13 protein-coding genes are annotated in these 14,599 nt (G+C 63.3%); 10 read left to right on the forward strand and 3 right to left on the reverse strand.

What is annotated here, in order from left to right; genetic code table 11:
* The first annotated feature begins 34 nt into the window (after window positions 1-34).
* The 10 genes from ehuR (at window position 35) to doeB (ending at window position 9,633) form a co-directional block, all read left to right on the forward strand.
* Window positions 35-1,420 carry a MocR-like ectoine utilization transcription factor EhuR gene (ehuR, locus tag AC1Z3V_RS12245; protein ID WP_483499206.1) on the forward strand — a complete coding sequence of 462 codons (1,386 nt, stop codon included), beginning with the start codon at window positions 35-37 and terminating at the stop codon, window positions 1,418-1,420.
* A 122-nt stretch (window positions 1,421-1,542) separates the two neighbouring features.
* The gene (ehuA, locus tag AC1Z3V_RS12250) at window positions 1,543-2,328 is read left to right on the forward strand and encodes an ectoine/hydroxyectoine ABC transporter ATP-binding protein EhuA (RefSeq protein WP_483499208.1); all 786 of its coding nucleotides are present in this window, start codon (window positions 1,543-1,545) and stop codon (window positions 2,326-2,328) included.
* Between the two features lie 71 nt (window positions 2,329-2,399).
* The gene (gene ehuB / locus AC1Z3V_RS12255; RefSeq protein WP_483499654.1) at window positions 2,400-3,245 is read left to right on the forward strand and encodes an ectoine/hydroxyectoine ABC transporter substrate-binding protein EhuB; all 846 of its coding nucleotides are present in this window, start codon (window positions 2,400-2,402) and stop codon (window positions 3,243-3,245) included.
* Window positions 3,246-3,314: 69 nt separating this feature from the next.
* Window positions 3,315-3,974, forward strand: coding sequence for an ectoine/hydroxyectoine ABC transporter permease subunit EhuC (ehuC, locus tag AC1Z3V_RS12260; RefSeq protein ID WP_483499210.1), 660 nt, complete (start codon window positions 3,315-3,317; stop codon window positions 3,972-3,974).
* Between the two features lie 2 nt (window positions 3,975-3,976).
* Window positions 3,977-4,639, forward strand: coding sequence for an ectoine/hydroxyectoine ABC transporter permease subunit EhuD (ehuD, locus tag AC1Z3V_RS12265; RefSeq protein ID WP_483499212.1), 663 nt, complete (start codon window positions 3,977-3,979; stop codon window positions 4,637-4,639).
* On the forward strand, window positions 4,639-5,415 hold the full coding sequence (gene eutA / locus AC1Z3V_RS12270; protein ID WP_483499214.1) for an ectoine utilization protein EutA: 777 nt from the start codon (window positions 4,639-4,641) through the stop codon (window positions 5,413-5,415). The genes ehuD and eutA overlap by 1 nt, the downstream gene beginning before the upstream one ends.
* 3 nt (window positions 5,416-5,418) lie before the next feature.
* Window positions 5,419-6,420, forward strand: coding sequence for a hydroxyectoine utilization dehydratase EutB (gene eutB / locus AC1Z3V_RS12275; RefSeq protein WP_483499216.1), 1,002 nt, complete (start codon window positions 5,419-5,421; stop codon window positions 6,418-6,420).
* A complete protein-coding gene (gene eutC, locus AC1Z3V_RS12280; RefSeq protein WP_483499218.1) occupies window positions 6,417-7,409 on the forward strand; it encodes an ectoine utilization protein EutC in 993 nt (330 codons plus the stop codon). Before eutB ends, eutC begins: the two co-directional genes overlap by 4 nt.
* Window positions 7,410-7,443: 34 nt before the next feature.
* Window positions 7,444-8,625: an ectoine hydrolase DoeA gene (gene doeA / locus AC1Z3V_RS12285; RefSeq protein WP_483499220.1), complete on the forward strand. Its 1,182-nt coding sequence runs from the start codon at window positions 7,444-7,446 to the stop codon at window positions 8,623-8,625.
* 3 nt (window positions 8,626-8,628) lie between these two features.
* Window positions 8,629-9,633 (forward strand): N(2)-acetyl-L-2,4-diaminobutanoate deacetylase DoeB, encoded by a 1,005-nt coding sequence (doeB, locus tag AC1Z3V_RS12290; RefSeq protein ID WP_483499222.1) that lies wholly within the window; start codon window positions 8,629-8,631, stop codon window positions 9,631-9,633.
* Window positions 9,634-9,769: 136 nt separating this feature from the next.
* On the opposite strand, the gene AC1Z3V_RS12295 is transcribed toward doeB, so the two are convergent.
* From AC1Z3V_RS12295 to AC1Z3V_RS12305, 3 genes are all read right to left on the reverse strand, one after another.
* Window positions 9,770-10,354: a tyrosine phosphatase family protein gene (locus AC1Z3V_RS12295; RefSeq protein ID WP_429811691.1), complete on the reverse strand. Its 585-nt coding sequence runs from the start codon at window positions 10,352-10,354 to the stop codon at window positions 9,770-9,772.
* A gap of 420 nt (window positions 10,355-10,774) precedes the next feature.
* Window positions 10,775-12,994, reverse strand: coding sequence for a copper-transporting P-type ATPase (locus tag AC1Z3V_RS12300; protein ID WP_483499224.1), 2,220 nt, complete (start codon window positions 12,992-12,994; stop codon window positions 10,775-10,777).
* 82 nt (window positions 12,995-13,076) lie between these two features.
* Complete coding sequence (locus tag AC1Z3V_RS12305; RefSeq protein ID WP_483499226.1) at window positions 13,077-14,528, reverse strand: multicopper oxidase family protein; 1,452 nt, start codon at window positions 14,526-14,528, stop codon at window positions 13,077-13,079.
* Between the last annotated feature and the right edge of the window lie 71 nt (window positions 14,529-14,599).

The raw sequence follows: 14,599 nt of genomic DNA on the forward strand, positions 1-14,599 counted from the left end.
GTCAATTGAACTGATTTTGCGCACTGTTGAAATCATGACAAATTGGCGACCTGACATATCCCAATTGCGCCGGCCGGCCTATCTCTCCCTTGCCGAGCAGATCGCCCGCGCCATCCAGGAAGGCCATTTGCCGAACGGGACGCGCCTTCCGCCGCATCGAAAGCTTGCCGACGACCTGAAGCTTTCCGTGCAAACCGTCAGTCGCGCCTATGACGAGCTTATTAGGCGCGGGCTCATTACCGGCGAGATCGGCCGCGGCTCCTTCGTTCAGACAAGGCCGAAGGAACCCGAGCCGCCCTATTTGCCCGAGCGCCTCGGCGAGTTGGTCGACCTCTCGATCCTCAAGCCCGTCTGCGAGCAGCTCCACCTGGAGCGCATGCGGGGGGCCTTCGCGTGGCTGGCGGAAAACCTACCCTCAAGTTCGGCGCTCTCCTTCCGGCCGAACATGGTCTTCCCGCGCCATCGCAAGGTCGCAGCCGACTGGCTGGCGCGCTGCGGGCTCGATGTTTCGCCGCTGAACATCAGCCTCACGAACGGCGCCACCTCGGGCATGACGGTCGCGCTGATGAGCGTCGCGCCGCCCGGTTCCACCGTTGCGACGGAGGCGATCAGCCATCACACGCTCGTGCCGCTGTCCAGCTATCTTGGCCTCCACCTCGAAGGCTTGCCGATCGACCGCGAAGGGATGATTCCTGAGGCGCTTGATGAGGCCTGCCGCAAGGGTGTCATCCGCGCCGTATTTCTCCAACCTTCGGTGATCAATCCGACCGCGGCGCTGATGAGCGCCGAACGCCGGCAGGCGCTCGCAGAGGTCGCGCGGCGCCACGATATCGCGATCATCGAGAACGACATTCTGGGACCGCTGGTGGAGGGGCGGGCACCGCCGATCGCGGCTTATGCGCCGGAGCGCACTCTCTACGTCACGAGCTTCACCAAGATCACGGTGCCGGGCCTGCGCATCGGTTATCTTGCTGCGCCGGATCGCTACGTCGCGGCCGTCGCCAACCGACACCTTGTCTCCAACTGGATGGCGACGCCCTCGATCGCGGAGATCGCGACGCTGTGGGTCAGCGACGGCACGGCGATGGAGCTCGTCAACTGGCAGCGCCGGGCGCTCGCCGTTCGCCATGCCATTGCGGAGGAGGCCCTTGCGGGCCTGCCTCACTGTTCCCACCCGCAGAGCCTGCATGTCTGGTTGCCGCTGCCGGAAGGGCACACGGAAGAAGGTTTCGTTTCTCAGGCACGTCTTCGCGGCGTTGCGATTGCGCCTGGTTCTTCTTTCCGCACGGCGGACCAGGGCTGGCATCCGGCGGTGCGCATTTCGCTCGGCTCGACGACCGAGCAGGAACTGCGCACTGGTCTCGGCATTCTCGCCTCTTTGGCCAGCGGAAACCCGGAGGCACTGCTGCTCGCGATCTGAGGAAGATGCCTGTCAATTGGGCAGTACAACAATAATTGTACTGATATTATTATTCGGATTGACATGATTTTGATTGCCGCGCATCGTTGCTGCATCACTTGTCTCAACAGGGAGAGACATGCATGGCTGCGCCGATCATCCGCATCGACAACATCACCAAGCGCTACGGTCCCTTGACCGTACTCGACGGTCTGTCGATGGAGGTGCTGCCGGGCGAAAAGCTGGCGCTTATCGGCCCTTCCGGCTCCGGCAAGACGACGATCCTGCGCATTCTCATGACGCTGGAGGCGATCAGCGGCGGGCATATCGAGGTCGATGGCGACCAACTCTATCACATGCCGAAGAATGGCAGTCTCGCGCCCGCCGACGATCGCCATCTTCACAAGATGCGCGAGAAGATTGGCATGGTCTTCCAGCACTTCAATCTCTTCCCGCACAAAAGCGTGCTCGACAATGTCACATTGGCTCCGATGTTGACGAAGGGCGTGGCAAAGGCGGCGGCCGAGAAACGGGCGATGGAACTTCTCGACATGGTGGGCATGGCCGACAAGGCGAAGAGCATGCCCGCGCAACTCTCCGGCGGACAGAAGCAGCGCGTTGCCATTGCGCGTGCGCTCGCTCTCTCGCCAAAGATCATGCTGTTCGACGAGGTGACCTCCGCACTCGACCCGGAACTGGTCGAGGAAGTGCTGAACGTCATGCGCAAGCTCGCCATCGAGACCGACATGACCATGCTGCTCGTCACGCATGAGATGGGCTTCGCCCATGATTTCGCCGACCGCATCCTCTTCTTCGATCGCGGCAAAATCGTCGAGGAAGGCAAGCCCGACGAGATTTTCCGCAATCCCAAGCAGGAGCGCACGCAGACCTTCCTGCGCAAGATCATCGCGGCAGGGCACCGCGTCTGAGTGGCTTCGCCACCCGGAAACAATGCTCCAAACAACAACAGGGACAGCTAGAGGAGTTCGGAACAATGAGCATGAGGACCTTTTTGACCATGGCCGCCGGCACGGGCGTCCTGACGGCGATCGTCGCCGCGGCGCCCGCTTGGGCCGACGACAGCAAGCTTGAGGAACTGCGGGAACAGGGGTTCGCCCGTGTCGCGATCGCGAACGAACCGCCCTTCACCGCGGTTGCGGCCGACGGCAAGGTTTCAGGTGCTGCACCTGACGTGGCGCGTGAGGTCTTCAAGCACCTCGGCGTCAACGACATCGTGGCCTCGATCTCGGAATATGGCGCGATGATCCCGGGTCTTCAGGCCGGCCGGCACGATGTCATCACCGCTGGCCTCTTCATGAAGCCCGAACGTTGCGCGGCCGTCGCCTATTCCGAGCCGATCCTCTGTGACGCCGAGGCCTTCGCGCTGAAAAAGGGCAACCCGCTCAAGCTCAAGAGCTACAAGGATATCGCCGACAATCCGGATGCCAAGATCGGGGCGCCCGGTGGCGGTACGGAAGAGAAGCTCGCGCTTGAAGCTGGCGTGCCGCGCGAACGCGTCATTGTCGTGCCGGATGGCCAGAGCGGGCTGAAGATGCTGCAGGACGGCCGTATCGACGTCTATTCGCTGCCCGTGCTTTCGATCAACGATCTCGTCGCCAAGGCGAACGATCCCGGTGTCGAAGTCGTGGCGCCGGTCGAAGGCGCGCCGGTCTATTGCGACGGCGCGGCCTTCAAGAAGGGTGACGAAGCGCTGCGCGACGCCTTTGACGTGGAACTCGCCAAGCTCAAGAAGTCGGGCGAGTTCGCCAAGATCATCGAACCCTATGGCTTCTCGGCTGCGGCCGCGATGTCAACGACACGCGAGAAGCTCTGCGCCGCCAAGTAAGCGCCGCAGCAATCCGTCCTCTCCCCCATTCGGGGAGAGGCAGCCATCTCCTTGCTATATGGAAGAACGATGACCGACTGGTCCGGTTACATAGGACTGATCCTGCAAGGCGCGCTCGTGACGCTTGAGCTCACCGTGCTCGGCTCCGTGCTCGCTCTCGTCATGGCGTTCGTCGCCGGCCTCGGGCGCGTCAGCCGCTTCCTGGCGGTTCGCGCGCTCGCCACCACCTATATCGAATTTTTCCGCGGTACTTCGATCTTCGTCCAACTCTTCTGGGTCTATTTCGTCCTGCCTTTCGCCGGGGTGACGCTGTCGCCGCTACAAGCGGGTGTTCTGGCGCTGGGGCTGAACGTCGGGGCCTATGGGGCCGAAGTCGTGCGCGGCGCCGTCAAGGCGATCGGCCGTGAGCAGCGCGAAGCCTGCATTGCCCTCAATCTCTCGCGTTATCAGTCGATGCGTTACGTCATTCTTCCGCAGGCCCTGCCGCTTATGCTTCCGACCTTCTGCAACAATGCGATCGAACTTTTGAAGGGCACGGCCGTCGTCTCGCTAATTTCGCTGACCGACATGACCTTCCAGGCGCAGGTGGTGCGTGCCCAGACCGGCAGCACGCTCGTTCCTTTCGCAACGATCCTCGTGCTCTACTTCCTGATGGCGCTCGCGATCTCCCACGGCATGCGCTGGCTGGAACGCCGGGTTACACGCGGCCTCGATGGCGTGAGGATCTGACAATGGAATGGGACTGGAACTTTGTCTGGGAAATCATGCCGACCCTCATCGAGGGCCTGAAGATCACCATTCTGGCCACCGTGTTCGGTGCGGCGCTTGCCGCCGTCATCGGCCTCGTCGTTGCCATCCTGCGCATGACTGCACCAAAGCCGATCGCGCGCGCCACGGCTTTCGTCGTGGAGTTCATTCGTGGCACGCCGCTACTCGTGCAGCTCTATTTCATCTTCTATGTGCTGCCGGACATCGGCATTCGGCTGCCGGCATTGCTCGCCGGCATCATCGGGCTCGGGCTGCACTACGGCACTTATGCGGCGGAGGTCTACCGCGCCGGCATCGAGAATGTGCCGCGCGGTCAATGGGAAGCAGCGAAGGCGACGAACCTCACGGGACGCCAGACCTGGATCCACGTCATCCTGCCGCAGGCGATCCCGCCAATGATCCCGGCACTTGCCAACTATCTCATCGCCATGTTCAAGGAGACGCCGCTGCTCTCGGCCATCACTGTGCTCGAACTGATGAACCAGGCGAAAAGCGTCGCCAACAGCAGCTATCGCTATATCGAACCGATGACGCTGGTTGGTGTGTTTTTCCTGATCATGAGCCTGATCTCCGTCGTCTTCCTGCGCTGGCTGGAGGAACGTTACGCCCGGGTGGAGGAACACTGATGCAGACGCTCGATCTTAAGCTCGCCGCGCGTGCGCCGAATTTGGACGATCGGCCGCTCGACAAACGCGTCGGCCTGATCGTCCTTGCGACTGACCACACGACGGAAGTGGACTTCCAGCGGATGGTGGCGAACGAGCGGATCGGCGTCTACGCGACCCGCATCCCCTACGCCAACCCGGTGACGCCGGCAAACCTCCGCGCCATGCGGCCCTCGCTGACATCGGCGGCCGCGTTGATCCTGCCGGACGAACCTCTCGACGTCGTCATGTATTCCTGCACCTCCGCCTCCGTCGTCATAGGCGACGCGGAAGTAACGGCGGCCGTGCGAGCCGCCAAGCCCACCGCCGCCGTCGTCACGCCCACGGCGGCGGCTGCCTCGGGCCTTAGGGCCTTCGGCGCGAAGCGGATTTCGGTGCTGACGCCCTACACGATCGAAACCAGCAAGCCGATGGCCGATTATTTCCTGGCGCTCGGCTTCGACATCGCCCGCTTTACCTGCCTTGGCCTCACCGATGATCGGGAGATGGCACGCATTTCCGCGGAGGAGATCGTTGCCTTTGCGAAGGACGCGACTGCGCCTGATGGCGACGCACTCTTCATCTCCTGCACGGCGGTTCGGGCGGCGGGCGTAGCGGCCGAAATCGAGGCTGCGATCGGCAAGCCGGTCGTCACCAGCAACCTTGCCACTGCCTGGGCCTGCCTGCGCCTTTGCGGCGACGAGACGGCACGACCGGAACGCGGCCGCCTGATGACGCTTGCCTATTCGGACCGGTGACCCATGTCGAACCTTCCCGTAACATTGGCGGATATCGAACCGGCGGCCCGGCGCATCAAGGGCCGGGTTCTGCATACGCCCTTCGTGCCTTCCCCGTCGCTTTCCGAACGCTGTGGCGTGCCTGTCGGCCTCAAGCTCGAACACCACCAGACGACCGGTAGCTTCAAGCTGCGCGGCGCGACGAACGCCGTGCTTTCGCTGATACCGGAAGAGCGGGCGAGGGGCGTCGTAGCCGCCTCGACGGGCAATCACGGCCGGGCGCTTGCCCATGCCGCCAAGGCGGAAGGCGCGGTCGCGACGATCTGCATGTCGCGGCTCGTGCCTGACAACAAGGTTTTGGAAATCCGCCGGCTTGGCGCGCATGTCCGCATCGTCGGCAATTCGCAGGACGAGGCGCAGGTCGAGGTCGACCGGCTGGTGGCCGAAGACGGCTTCGTCATGGTGCCACCCTTCGACGATCGAGCCGTCGTGGCGGGGCAGGGCACGCTCGGCCTGGAGATCGCTGAGGCAATGCCGGACGTGGCAACCGTTCTTGTGCCGCTCTCCGGCGGTGGGCTTGCGGCCGGTGTCGCTGCGGCGGTGAAAGGGCGTTCGCCGAAAACCCGCGTCATCGGTCTCACCATGGAGCGCGGCGCGGCGATGAAGGCCAGCCTCGATGCCGGGCGGCCGGTGCAGGTCGAGGAAGTGGCAAGCCTTGCCGATTCGCTGGGTGGCGGCATCGGTCTCGACAACACCGTGACCTTTAAGATGTGCCGCGCTCTGCTGGACGGGGTGATCCTGCTTTCGGAAGACGAGATCGCGGCCGGCATGCGGCATGCCTATGCCGAGGAGCGTGAGGTGATCGAGGGGGCCGGAGCCGTCGGCATCGCGGCGCTGCTTTCCGACCGGCTCGGCCGACTGGACGGGCCGGTGGCAGTGATCCTCTCCGGTCGCAACGTGGACATGGACCTGCACCGGCGGGTCATCAATGGGAATGCCGATGCGTTGCAGGAGACAGCGGCATGACGACGATGAAAATTCTCACCGAGGCGGAGCTCCGGCGCATCGTCCCGCTCGATCTTGAAGCCATTGCCTGTGTGGAGGACGCGTTCCACGCGCTCGCCACCAAGGCGGTCGCCATGCCGCCGATCCTCAGGCTCGACATGCCCGAAGCGCGCGGCGAGGTGGATGTGAAGACCGCCTATGTGCCGGGCCTCGACGGTTTTGCCATCAAGATCAGCCCCGGCTTTTTCGACAATCCGAAGATCGGCCTGCCGAGCACCAACGGCCTGATGGTGCTGCTTTCAGCGAAGACCGGCCTGGTACAGGCCGTGCTGCTCGACAATGGCTATCTGACGGACGTGCGCACTGCGGCGGCCGGCGCGGTCGCGGCGCGGCATCTCGCGCGTCCGGATGCCGCGGTTGCCGCCATCTTCGGCGCCGGAATGCAGGCCATGCTGCAGCTCGAAGCTTTACGCTTGGTGCGGCCGATCCGAGAGGCGCGCATCTGGGCGAGGGACGCAGCAAAGGCCGAAGCCGCGGCAACGGAGCTGACGAGGAGCCTCTGTTTTCCCGTTCGAACCGTAGTCGATGGCAGGGCAGCGGTCGATGGCGCCGACATCATCGTCACCACGACCCCTTCGGAAACACCGGTGCTCAAGGCCGAATGGCTCCAGCCTGGTCAGCATGTCACGGCCATGGGTTCGGATGCCGAGCACAAGAACGAGATCGAGCCCGCCGTGATTACCGGCGCCGGTCTTTATGTCGCCGACAGCCTCAAGCAGACGCGCAGGCTCGGCGAACTGCATCATGCCATAGAGGCGGGCCTCGTGAAGGAGAGCGCGATCTTCCCCGAACTCGGCGAGATCATCGCCGGGCGCAAGCCGGGCCGCAGCGGCCCCGATGAGATCACCGTGGCGGATCTTACCGGCACGGGCATTCAGGATACGGCCATCGCCACGCTTGCTGCCGCCCGCGCGGCAACGGCGGGCGCCGGCACGATCTTCGAGAGTTGAGACCGGCTTTTCGCCGGGTATAGAGGAAAAACCGATGAAACAAACGAACCTGAAGTTCTCACTTCCGGAGTATGAAGCGCGTCTTCAAAAAACACGCAATGCCATGGAAGCCAAGGGTATCGACGTGCTGATCGTCAGCGATCCGTCGAACATGAACTGGCTGACCGGCTATGACGGCTGGTCCTTTTACGTGCACCAATGCGTCGTCGTGCCGCCGACGGGCGAACCGATCTGGTACGGCCGCGGGCAAGATGCCAACGGCGCCAAATTCACCGCCTATCTGAAGCACGAGAACATCATCGGCTATCCGGACCATTACGTGCAGTCCACCGAGCGCCATCCGATGGACTATCTCTCGGCCAAACTCGCCGAGCGTGGCCTCGACAAGCTGACGATCGGCGTGGAGATGGACAATTACTGGTTTTCCGCCGCCGCCTTCGCCGCGCTCACGAGACACCTGCCGAATGCCCGCTTTGCCGATGCGACCGCACTCGTCAACTGGCAGCGCGCGGTCAAGAGCGAGGCGGAAATCCGCTACATGCGCAATGCCGCGAAGATTGTTGAGAAAATGCATGAGCGCATCTTCGACAAGATCGAGGTCGGCATGCGCAAGTGCGACCTCGTGGCGGAAATCTACGATGCCGGGACACGTGGCGTGGACGGCATCGGCGGTGACTATCCGGCGATCGTGCCGCTCTTGCCCTCGGGCGTAGAGGCTTCCGCGCCGCACCTGACCTGGGACGATCGACCGATGAAATCCGGCGAGGGCACGTTCTTCGAGATCGCCGGCTGCTACCACCGCTACCACGTGCCGCTCTCGCGCACCGTCTTCCTCGGCAAGCCGACACAGGCTTTCCTCGATGCCGAGAAGGCAACGCTCGAAGGCATGGAAGCGGGCCTCGAAAAGGCGCGGCCCGGCAATACCTGCGAGGATATCGCCAACGCCTTCTTCGCCGTGCTCAAGAAATACGGCATCGTGAAGGACAACCGAACGGGCTACGGTATCGGCGTTTCCTATCCGCCGGACTGGGGCGAGCGCACGATGAGCCTGCGTCCAGGCGATCGAAGCGAACTGAAGCCGGGCATGACCTTCCACTTCATGACGGGGCTCTGGCTCGAGGACATGGGCTTCGAGACGACGGAAAGTATCTTGATCACCGAGACCGGCGTCGAGTGCCTCGCCAATGTGCCGCGCAAGCTTCTCGTGAAGGATTGAGCCATGCGGGACCTCACACTTCGTCCTTCGCCGATCAGCTCCACGGTCGATTTTTCGGCCGAAGGCGTGCAGCACGGTTTTCTGCGCCTGCCGTACAGCCGCGACGATTCCGCCTGGGGCTCAGTGATGATCCCGGTTACGGTCGTCAAGAATGGGGAGGGCCCGACGGCCCTTCTCACCGGCGGCAACCATGGCGACGAATATGAGGGGCCGATCGCGCTCTTCGATCTCGCCCGCACGTTGAAGGCCGAGGACGTGACAGGCCGGGTCATCATCGTGCCGGCGATGAACTATCCGGCCCTTCTCGCCGGCACGCGCACCTCGCCGATCGACAAGGGCAATATGAACCGCAGCTTTCCGGGTGCGCCGGACGGCACTGTCACCCAAAAGATCGCCGACTATTTCCAGCGCACCCTGCTGCCGCTCGCCGATATCGTGCTCGACTTCCATTCGGGCGGCAAGACGCTCGATTTCCTGCCCTTCTGTGCCGCCCATATCCTGCCCGACAAGGCGCAAGAGGCAAAAGCCTTCGATCTCGTCAGCGCCTTCGGCGCCCCATGGTCGATGAAGATGCTGGAGATCGACGCTGTCGGCATGTACGACACGGCAGCGGAGGAGATGGGCAAGATCTTCGTCACCACGGAGCTCGGCGGCGGGGGGACGGTCACGGCCAAAAGCGCTCGCATCGCCAAGACAGGCGTTTCGAATGTGTTGAAGGTGGCCGGTATCCTCAAGGGTGCTGTCGAAAAGGCAAGGACGACCTGGCTCGACATGCCGGATGGAAACTGCTTTTCCTTCGCCGAGGACGCTGGTCTCATCGAACCACTCTTCGATCTTGGCGATCGGGTGAAGAAAGGGGAGGTTGTCGCCCGCATCTATCCCATCGGCCGCACGGGCGTTCGACCACTGGACGTCGAGGCGAAGATGGATGGCATCCTCGCGGCCCGTCACTTCCCCGGGCTCGTCAAGGCCGGCGATTGCGTCAGCGTCCTTGCGGTCGAGACATGAGGACGGGAGCGCGACTACTGGTCCTTGCAGGTGCCGTCCGTCAGTGGACCCGTCGACGGAAGCGAGTCCGCGTTAGCTGAGCTTAGGTCTGCAGCCCCTTCCCGGTGAAGTCGGAGGAGGGGTGCGCCTCCAGCCGTCAGTCGTGGATGGCCATCTGCAGTTCGGCCTGGCGGCCGAGGGATGTCATCCACTCGCTGAACTCCGGCCGGCTCTTGATCTGGCGGCCGTAATGGCGGCCGAGTGCAGTGGTGAGCTCGCCCGCGCGTCCGAGCAGTTCATCGGCAAAGACGATCATCTGGGAGTTCGGCCAGGCCTGCGGGCGGATTGCGGCGAGGCGGGCAAAGAGCTTTTCACCGGACTCCTCCGGATTTGCCTGCGCCATCAGCGTCAGCATGGCTGCCGTCGAGCGCGATACGCCCATGTGGCAATGAACCAGCACATGGCTGGCGGCTTCCCGATCTTCACGCATCAGGAAATCTGTACCAAAGCGAAGGATGGCTTCCACATGGTCCGGGCGAGGCATCACCCGGTTCGGCGCCGCCTCAATGATATCGTGGAAGCGCAAGATCGTGCGGCGATGCTCACCGTAAGCGTCGAAAGCTTCCAGGTCCGGGAGTTCCGGGTCGACGATCGACAGAACATGGGTCACGTTTCGGCTGCTCTGACCCGGCAGTTCCTCGATACCGCAAACGGTCAGCATTGGAGAAAGGGTCGTTTCCATGTCCACTATCCTAGCATCGGTTTCATGAAGCGTCTGCCTCGCATTTCCGTGCGAGCAGAAGAAGAGTACGTCAAGCATCGCAGACATCGGGCGCGACCGGTCGGCACGAAGAGGGATGGGGCGGTGGGTGGCAGGCGTTGAGATTGATGTTTCCATCGGCGAGGGAGGCGACGATGAAGCCGCCGGGGAGATGGAAACTATACGTGCGCCGGCCTTCTTGGCAATCTCGATGTTCGAAATAAGGGAGCTCGTTGCCTGCCGAAATCTTGGCCGAGCAGCCTGCACAAGGAGGCGGGTCGGCCCGTGCAACGCGTGCGCCGGGTTCTTTGCCTGCGGGAGTGGGCATGTGGACGCTCTCCCGTCCACATGCTGTTCTGCAGCCGGTCCGCCAACCGGGGCGGCCAGCGACGAGCTACGGTCTCAGATCCGGGCGCTCCTCAATCTCAGGGCGTTGCCGATCACGCTGACGGACGAAAGCGCCATGGCGGCGGCTGCGATGATCGGCGACAAGAGAAGCCCGAAGGCGGGATAGAGCACGCCCGCCGCAACGGGTACGCCGGCCGCGTTATAGATGAAGGCGAAGAAGAGGTTCTGCCGGATGTTCGCCATCGTCGCGTGACTGAGCCGCCGCGCCCGGACGATGCCTTGCAGATCGCCTTTGAGCAGCGTCACGCCGGCACTTTCGATCGCCACATCGGTCCCGGTTCCCATGGCGATGCCGACGTCGGCGGCGGCAAGGGCAGGGGCGTCGTTGACGCCATCACCGGCCATGGCGACGATCCTGCCTTCCTTGCGTAGGCGGGCGACGATCTCGCTCTTGTGTTCCGGGAGCACTTCCGCCTCGACCTCCTTGATGCCGAGCTTGCGGGCGACCGCACTGGCGGTGGTCTTGTTGTCCCCCGTGAGCATCACCACACGCACGCCATCCTTGATCAGCGCTTCGACCGCTGCCGGTGTCGTCGACTTGATCGGATCGGAAATTGCGAACAACCCGCCCAGGCGACCGTCAATGGCGGCGAAGATGACGGTCACTCCTTCGCTGCGCAGGTCTTCTGCTTTCTGCGACAGGGCGGAGATATCGACCTTTTCCTCGGACATGATCCGGTGACTGCCGATGATCAGCCTGCGGCCATCGATGACGCCCGTCACGCCCTTGCCGACCGGACTGTCGAAGTCTTCGGCAGATCCGAGTTTCACATTGTGCTCGCTGGCGATGTCGACGATGGCGCTTGCCAGAGGATGCTCGCTCGCGCGCTCCAGCGTAGCGGCCAGCCGCAGCAATTCGTCCTCCGATACCCCGCTCACGGCGACAATTTCCGTGACCTTCGGCTTGCCCTCGGTCAGGGTTCCGGTCTTGTCGACCACCAGCGTATCCACCTTCTCGAAGCGCTCGAGCGCTTCGGCGTTCTTGATCAACACACCGGCGCCGGCACCCTTGCCGACGCCGACCATGATCGACATCGGGGTGGCAAGGCCGAGAGCGCAAGGGCAGGCGATGATCAGCACCGCGACTGCGGCGACCAGTCCGTGGGCGAAGCGCGGCTCCGGACCGACCAGCATCCACGTCGCGAAGGCGATAACGGCAATCAGGATGACGACCGGCACGAACCAGCCGGAGACCTCGTCGGCGAGCCGCTGGATCGGGGCGCGAGAGCGTTGCGCCTCGGCGACCATGTGGACGATCCGAGACAGCATGGTGTCCCGGCCGACCTTGCCGGCCTCCATGACGAAGCCGCCCGTGCGGTTCATCGTACCACCGATCAGTTTGGCCCCGACCTCCTTGGTAACAGGCATCGACTCCCCTGTGATCATCGATTCATCGATCGAGCTGCGCCCCTCGATGAGCGTGCCGTCAACCGGGACCTTTTCGCCCGGACGGACGCGTAGTTTATCGCCGACGGCGACCGCCTCGAGCTCCACATCCTCGTCGGTTCCATTGCTGCGGATGATGCGGGCGGTTTTCGGCGCCAGGTCGAGAAGCGCCCGGATTGCGCCGCCGGTCTGCTCGCGCGCCTGCAGTTCGAGCACTTGGCCGAGCAGCACCAGCACGGTGATGACGGCGGCCGCCTCGAAATAGATCGCAACTGCCCCCTCGGCGGATTGGAACGTTGCCGGAAACAGACCGGGAGCAACGGTTGCGACCACGCTGTAGAGCCAGGCGACGCCCGTGCCCATCGCGATCAGCGTGAACATGTTGAGGTGCCGGGTGACGATCGATTGCCAGGCCCGTTCGAAGAAGGGAGCACCCGCCCAAAGGACGACCGGGGTCGCCAGGATGAACTGGAGCCAGTTCGACGTCTGGGCGCCAAGCAGCATGTGCAGGTTGGTGAGGTGACCGCCCATTTCGAGCGCCAGCACAGGCAGCGCCAGGACCAAGCCAATCCAGAACCGCCGGCGCATGTCGACAAGCTCCGGACTGGGCCCCGCGTCGGCGGTGACGACTTCGGGTTCGAGAGCCATGCCGCAGATCGGGCAGTTGCCAGGGCCGTTTTGCCGTATCTGCGGATGCATGGGGCATGTGTAGATCACCCCCTCTTGGCCCGAGCTTTGCTTCTCTGCGGCTTTGGCCGGCGCCGCACTCTTTTCAGCATGGTGATGGTCGTGACCTTCATGTCGGTGGTGATGCTTATGGTCGTCCATTGGATCGTCTCCGCAACGGGTACTCGCCGATAACAAGGATACGGCCCGGCACCTTCGCGCCGGCCGGGCCGTCTCATCCTCGTTACGTGTAGGCGACGAAGGACATCATTCCCGATGCCATGTGATAGAGGTGATGGCAGTGGAGCGGCCAGCGACCCGGATTGTTGGCGTCGAAGATGACGTTCACGCTGCCCATCGGCGGCACAAGAATGGTGTCCCGTACGGCACCGCCGAGCGACTTTCCACCTATGCCGACGACCTGGAAGTGATGACCGTGAAGATGCATCGGGTGGGACATCATCGACATGTTGCGCATGACGATCTCAAGCCTTTCGCCTTCGCGGATGCCAAGGTCATCGCCGCCCTCGATCCGCCAGTCGTAGCCGCCCATGCTGCCCGTCAGAGTCAACGCGAACCGACGGTCTGCAGGACGAGCGGAAAGGGGCGTGACGGCCGCCAATCGCTCTTCGAGATCGAGCCCGATCACCGGTCCGGGCTCCTTCCCACGCGATGCAATCTTGGCGATCTTTGCCCCTGATGGCGCCAGGATGATGCCTGTGCGATGGGTATTGCCTTCCCGCAGCGCGAGGATGGGGTGGGCATCTGCTGACTTCGGAAGCCCAAGCCGGATATCGAGCCGCTGGCCCATGGAAATCGGGAAAAGGGTCCCGGAAACCGGCTGCACCGACTGTCCGTCAACCGCGATCAACTGTCCGGTCAGGATGCCGGTGTCGACCGTGAAGGCGGTGGCTGTTGCGCCATTGATGATGCGCAGACGGACACGCCCACCGTTTTCGACGGCGATGACTTCCGGATCATCGAGCGTACGGTCGTTCGCGAGATAGGCGTCATACTCGATGTCGTTCAGATCCATGGGGGCCATGCTCGACATGGCCATCCCGGACATGTGGCCTCCCTGCATGTTGGATGCCATGCCCTGCATCATCGCGCTGTGGTCCATCCCATGACCGGTAGAAGATCCCTTGAGCTTGGCGAGCAGTTCCTCGGCAGGCGTGAAGGAGAAGTCGTGCAACAGGATAACGACTTCCTGCTCGTCGCGCTGCCTGTCGTCGGTGGTTCGCACGATCAGCGGAGCGGCAAGCAGGTTCTGCTCCTGGAGCGTGTGCGCATGCATCCAGTGCGTGCCGCCCGCGCCCACCGGAAACGCGTAATGCCGGGTCTCCTTTGCCTTCAGCAGTGCTGCGGGATTGTCCGGTACACCGTCCATGTCCCATGGGGGCGCCAGCCCATGCCAATGGATGAGTGTTGCTTCACCGCCTTGGTTTGAAAGTGCGACGTCGAAGGGGCTGTCGGCGTCGAGCGTCAGCCCGGCGGCGCCATCCGCTTGGAGAAGCCCGAAGACGTCGGCAGCTCTGCCATTCACCTCGATGACGCGTTTTGTGATCGCAAGCGAGCGCGTACCCGCGCTCGACGATGTTGCTTTGCGGGCCTCAGCCCAGCTTCTGCTTGGATGTAGGGCGGCAGCAGAAGCGGCGACCGACATCAGTCCGCCCAGGAATTCACGGCGTTTCATTTTCATTGACCTCTTGTTCCATGCCGGGCAATGCCGGCGAGGACCGCGCCAAGCGGGCGCGACCGCGGAGG

The organism is Ensifer sp. 38_S197 (assembly GCF_056924495.1).

Excerpts from the sequence above, each read along its gene's own strand:
- ehuC (WP_483499210.1), top strand. The coding sequence starts at position 3,315 with ATGACCGACTGGTCCGGTTACATAGGACTGATCCTGCAAGGCGCGCTC.
- eutC (WP_483499218.1), top strand. The coding sequence starts at position 6,417 with ATGACGACGATGAAAATTCTCACCGAGGCGGAGCTCCGGCGCATCGTC.
- doeB (WP_483499222.1), top strand. The coding sequence starts at position 8,629 with ATGCGGGACCTCACACTTCGTCCTTCGCCGATCAGCTCCACGGTCGAT.
- AC1Z3V_RS12295 (WP_429811691.1), bottom strand. The coding sequence starts at position 10,354 with ATGGAAACGACCCTTTCTCCAATGCTGACCGTTTGCGGTATCGAGGAA.
- doeA (WP_483499220.1), top strand. The coding sequence starts at position 7,444 with ATGAAACAAACGAACCTGAAGTTCTCACTTCCGGAGTATGAAGCGCGT.
- eutA (WP_483499214.1), top strand. The coding sequence starts at position 4,639 with ATGCAGACGCTCGATCTTAAGCTCGCCGCGCGTGCGCCGAATTTGGAC.
- AC1Z3V_RS12300 (WP_483499224.1), bottom strand. The coding sequence starts at position 12,994 with ATGGACGACCATAAGCATCACCACCGACATGAAGGTCACGACCATCAC.
- AC1Z3V_RS12305 (WP_483499226.1), bottom strand. The coding sequence starts at position 14,528 with ATGAAACGCCGTGAATTCCTGGGCGGACTGATGTCGGTCGCCGCTTCT.
- ehuD (WP_483499212.1), top strand. The coding sequence starts at position 3,977 with ATGGAATGGGACTGGAACTTTGTCTGGGAAATCATGCCGACCCTCATC.
- ehuB (WP_483499654.1), top strand. The coding sequence starts at position 2,400 with ATGAGGACCTTTTTGACCATGGCCGCCGGCACGGGCGTCCTGACGGCG.
- ehuA (WP_483499208.1), top strand. The coding sequence starts at position 1,543 with ATGGCTGCGCCGATCATCCGCATCGACAACATCACCAAGCGCTACGGT.
- ehuR (WP_483499206.1), top strand. The coding sequence starts at position 35 with ATGACAAATTGGCGACCTGACATATCCCAATTGCGCCGGCCGGCCTAT.
- eutB (WP_483499216.1), top strand. The coding sequence starts at position 5,419 with ATGTCGAACCTTCCCGTAACATTGGCGGATATCGAACCGGCGGCCCGG.